This window comes from Bradyrhizobium sp. 14AA, from assembly GCF_054185205.1.
In genome coordinates this window covers 1-3688 of the sequence record NZ_JAVAYM010000061.1, presented here as the reverse complement: position 1 = coordinate 3688, position 3688 = coordinate 1, and the positions used below count along the sequence as shown (strand labels likewise).

General features: G+C 66.5%; 5 protein-coding genes. 4 read left to right on the top strand and 1 reads right to left on the bottom strand.

The window, feature by feature from the left end:
- Positions 1 to 307 precede the first annotated feature (307 nt).
- Positions 308 to 1024, bottom strand: coding sequence for a DUF599 domain-containing protein (locus RAD15_RS43230; RefSeq protein ID WP_458184766.1), 717 nt, complete (start codon positions 1022 to 1024; stop codon positions 308 to 310).
- Positions 1025 to 1145: 121 nt separating this feature from the next.
- Between RAD15_RS43230 and RAD15_RS43225 the strand changes: the two genes are divergently transcribed.
- The 4 genes from RAD15_RS43225 to RAD15_RS43210 all read left to right on the top strand — a co-directional run.
- Complete coding sequence (locus RAD15_RS43225; RefSeq protein WP_458184765.1) at positions 1146 to 1808, top strand: glutathione S-transferase family protein; 663 nt, start codon at positions 1146 to 1148, stop codon at positions 1806 to 1808.
- An 88-nt stretch (positions 1809 to 1896) separates the two neighbouring features.
- On the top strand, positions 1897 to 2265 hold the full coding sequence (locus tag RAD15_RS43220; protein WP_458184764.1) for a YidB family protein: 369 nt from the start codon (positions 1897 to 1899) through the stop codon (positions 2263 to 2265).
- A gap of 204 nt (positions 2266 to 2469) precedes the next feature.
- Positions 2470 to 2661 (top strand): hypothetical protein, encoded by a 192-nt coding sequence (locus tag RAD15_RS43215; RefSeq protein WP_458184763.1) that lies wholly within the window; start codon positions 2470 to 2472, stop codon positions 2659 to 2661.
- 159 nt (positions 2662 to 2820) lie between these two features.
- Positions 2821 to 3688, top strand: an 868-nt coding sequence (locus RAD15_RS43210; RefSeq protein WP_458184762.1) for a hypothetical protein, incomplete at its 3' end; no start/stop codon positions are given.

The window sequence follows — 3688 nt, the reverse complement described above, 5'->3', positions numbered from 1 at the left end:
GATGAGCGATACGGTCACCGCCGAAAGCCATGGACACCCCGACATCGTCACGAGCCGCCAAGCTCGCCGCAATGATAGGGACCGCGGCAATCGGATTTCATCAGGGCCAGCGGTCATAAACCCCGCATCAACAGGCCGGACATATGACCGAAGCAGACCAACTCGTTCGATACTTCAAAAAGCGCTTGCCAATAGGGGCCGTCCACATATGACGAGGAGGAGAGTGCGTGCGTCACACTCAGCTTTCGTGTCCGGGCTCTGCGCCGCAACGCTTTACGCGCTGCAGCTTGTCCGGGACACGAGAGCATCAACGACCCCGCTTCGTCCCCTCATCACCATCCACCACCTCCGGCGCCATCGCCGCCCACGCGCTCGACGCGAACTGCCGCCGCCACGTCACCACCACCACGGCCGCGGTGGTCGCGAACAGCACCCAGGGGCTGACGAACCAGCCGAGATAGCCGAGTGCGAAGAAGAAGGCGCGCTGGCCGCGGTTGAAATGGCGGCCGGCCGACTCGAAGACGCGCGAGGTGCGGATCACATGGGCTTCGGCCTCGGGCGTGCCGCGCTGGGAGGCGGGCGGCATGCCGCCGAACAGGATCGCGACATAGTTGAACAGGCGGTAGGCCCAGGCGAACTTGAAGAAGGCGTAGACGCAGATCAGCACGAGGCCGACGCATTTCAGCTCCCACATTGCGGGCGAAGTGCTGAGATCGATCGGCAGCTTGCCCAGGATCGTGATGGCGTCGTTGGTGGCGTGCAGCAGCGCCAGCGCGCCGCCGAGCGCGAACAGGCTGGTGGAGGCGAAGAAGGCGGTGCCGTTCTGGAGCGAGGCCATGATCTGCATGTCGACCATGCGCGTCTCGCGGTCGAGCAGCCGGCGCACCCAGACCTCGCGATAGCGGTTCATGCGCGCCGACAGGCTGTCGCGGCCATAGGCCGAGTGTTCCAGCGTCAGCGCATAGGCCAGCCATTCGATGATGAAGAAGCCGACCGCCGTGATGTCGACCCAGTGCCTGCTCATGTCTCTCTCCTCGCGGATCGCAACGATTGCCACGCATGTATGGGCACGGCAACGATTGATTGGCGGCAGGCGATGGCGTTAAAAGCAGCTCGCTTCAAGACGTCTCGGAAGGACTGATGACATGGCTGCGCTGAAACTCGCGATCGGCAACAAGAACTACTCGTCATGGTCGATGCGGCCCTGGCTCGCGCTCCGCGCCAACGACATCCCGTTCGTGGAAACGGTGATCCCGCTCTACACCGACAATCCCGCGGACAAGGAGCAGATCCTGTCCTTCAGCCGCGCCGGCAAGGTGCCGGTGCTGGTCGACGGCGACATCACGGTGTGGGATTCGCTCGCCATCATCGAATACATCGCCGAGCGCTATCCGGAAGTGAAGCTGTGGCCAGACGACGTCGCGGCCCGCGCCCATGCCCGTTCGGTGTGCGCCGAGATGCATTCGGGGTTCGTGCCGCTGCGCAGCGAATGCGGCATGAACCTGCACCGGCCGGTGCGCGCCGTCACGCTGTCGGCCGACGCGAAGGCCAATGTCGCGCGCATCGAGGAGATCTGGCGCGAGTGCCGGGCGCGCTACGGCACCAAGGGGCCGTTCCTGTTCGGCCGCTTCGGCGCGGCGGATGCGATGTATGCCCCGGTCGTGCATCGCTTGCGCACCTACGCGATCGAGGTCGCGCCGGACACCAAGGCTTACATGGAGACGATGATGGCGCTGCCGGCATTCCAGGAATGGACCCGGGACGGGCTCGCCGAGACGCTTGTCATCGAGCGGTTCGAAACGGTGTAACCCGCGATTGTGATCGGGCGCCGCTTGACGATGCGCAAGCCGGCGGCGCTCAATCGTGGAGGTGCTGCGGCTTGGGAGAGGGACGGTCATGGGAATCCTGGACTCGCTGGAAAACAATCCCGCGCTGCGCAGCGCACTCGGCCAGCTCGGGGCCGCGGTCTTGCCGGCCGTGCTGAACGAGGTGCTCGGCAGCAACAATCAGGGTGGCCTCAGCGCGATCGTCGCCAAGCTCCAGCAGGCCGGCCTCGGCGATCAGGTCAAATCCTGGCTCGGTAACGGCCAGAACCTGCCGATCTCGGCCGACCAGCTCCGGGCCGTGCTCGGCAGCGATACCGTCCGCCAGCTGGCCGCGCGCTACAACATCCCGGTTGACCAGCTCGGCCAGATCCTGGCCCAGGAACTGCCCAAGGCTGTGGATCACGCAAGCCCCGACGGCCATTTGCCCCACACCGCCTGAGGGGCTGCTCCCGGCGGTATCATCGGCTACCCGGTTCCCCTACTATCGCTCTGATAACGCTGTGGCTTTGGCATATTTGCCATAGCTGTATACTGCTGGCCAAAACGCCGCATCGCATGCTATAGGTCGGTTCGGGTTTTCAGCCGGTCCGTCGCAGTGGGACCCTGGGCACGGCCGGCGCTGTTTGAGTGATGGAGATGGGCGTTGAAGCATAAATTCCCCGTGGGAACGCGCGTACTGTTCACGGCCAGCAACGTTGCGCGTCCCGCTGCCAGCGGCTCGTATGAGGTGATTCGTCTGCTGCCGACCGATGGCGACGACTGCCAGTACCGAATCAAGAGCTCGACCGAAGCCTTCGAACGCGTCGCCAAGGAAAGCCAGCTCGCGCAGTCCTGACGGCCGACCGCACCGGCGCATTGGTGCCCTCAGGGGAATTTGTATCTTGCCGCCGTCAAAAGGCCCGCTTCCCCTTCACAAGGTGAGGCGGGGGCAGTTGCCGACTCGCGGTGCTCGCTTTGACCATTCGCTCGCTGCTCGCGTGAGGGGACGTCGCGCATGAACTGGGCATGGGCCACTTCGCTCGACCAAATCTGGCGCTCGCCGGCCTTCCCGATGTGGATGACGCTGGCGGCGGCCGGCTTCTTCGGATTGATCCTCCTGGTCGCGCTGCTGCGCGCCGAAAGGTCCGTCGCCAACGGCGCGCTGACGGTGATCACGTTGCTGTCCATCGCGATCGCGGGGGCTGCCGCGGTGCGCGTCTATGGACCGGCAGGGCAGGACGCGCCGACCGAGGCGCGTGCGCAAGTCACCGCGAGCTTGCCGGCGCTGTCCTGCCTCGACGATCTCGCCGGCGATGCCGTGGCCATTGGCTGCGAGAAAGCCCTGTTCGGCGCGCCTGATGCCGCCGCTGCCGCCGTCTCCTTCACCGCGGCCAGGATCGACCGGCTCACCGCGCTCGGCGATGCTGCGACCGCCGAGGGGAGCCTGACGCTCGACATGAAGGTGCTGCGCAAGTCGCTGGAGCGCGATCGCTACGGCCTCGTCGCGCAGGTGCTGGTCGCGCGCGACGGCTGCACGCAGTTCGATTGCGCCGCCTTCCGCTCGCTGACCGACCAGCAACGGGTCGCGGCCAACATGGATTCCCATCTCTACGACACGCTGGTCGCGCGCTATGCGCCGACCTGGAACGCGCCGGCAACCGCGCCGGCGATGCCGGCCACGGCCGCGCTGGCCGGGATGCCGCCGTCGATGCCGACGGGCAAGCCGACCAACGCCGAGTTCCCGAGCGCCTCGTCGACGCCGCCGGTCAGCATCATGAATCCCGAGCCGCCCACGGCGGCGACGCGCCAGGCGGCGCCCGCCGCAAACGCCGCGCCGGCTCCGCGCGCACCGGCCGCTGCCTCGGCGCAGGCTGCAGCTCCCG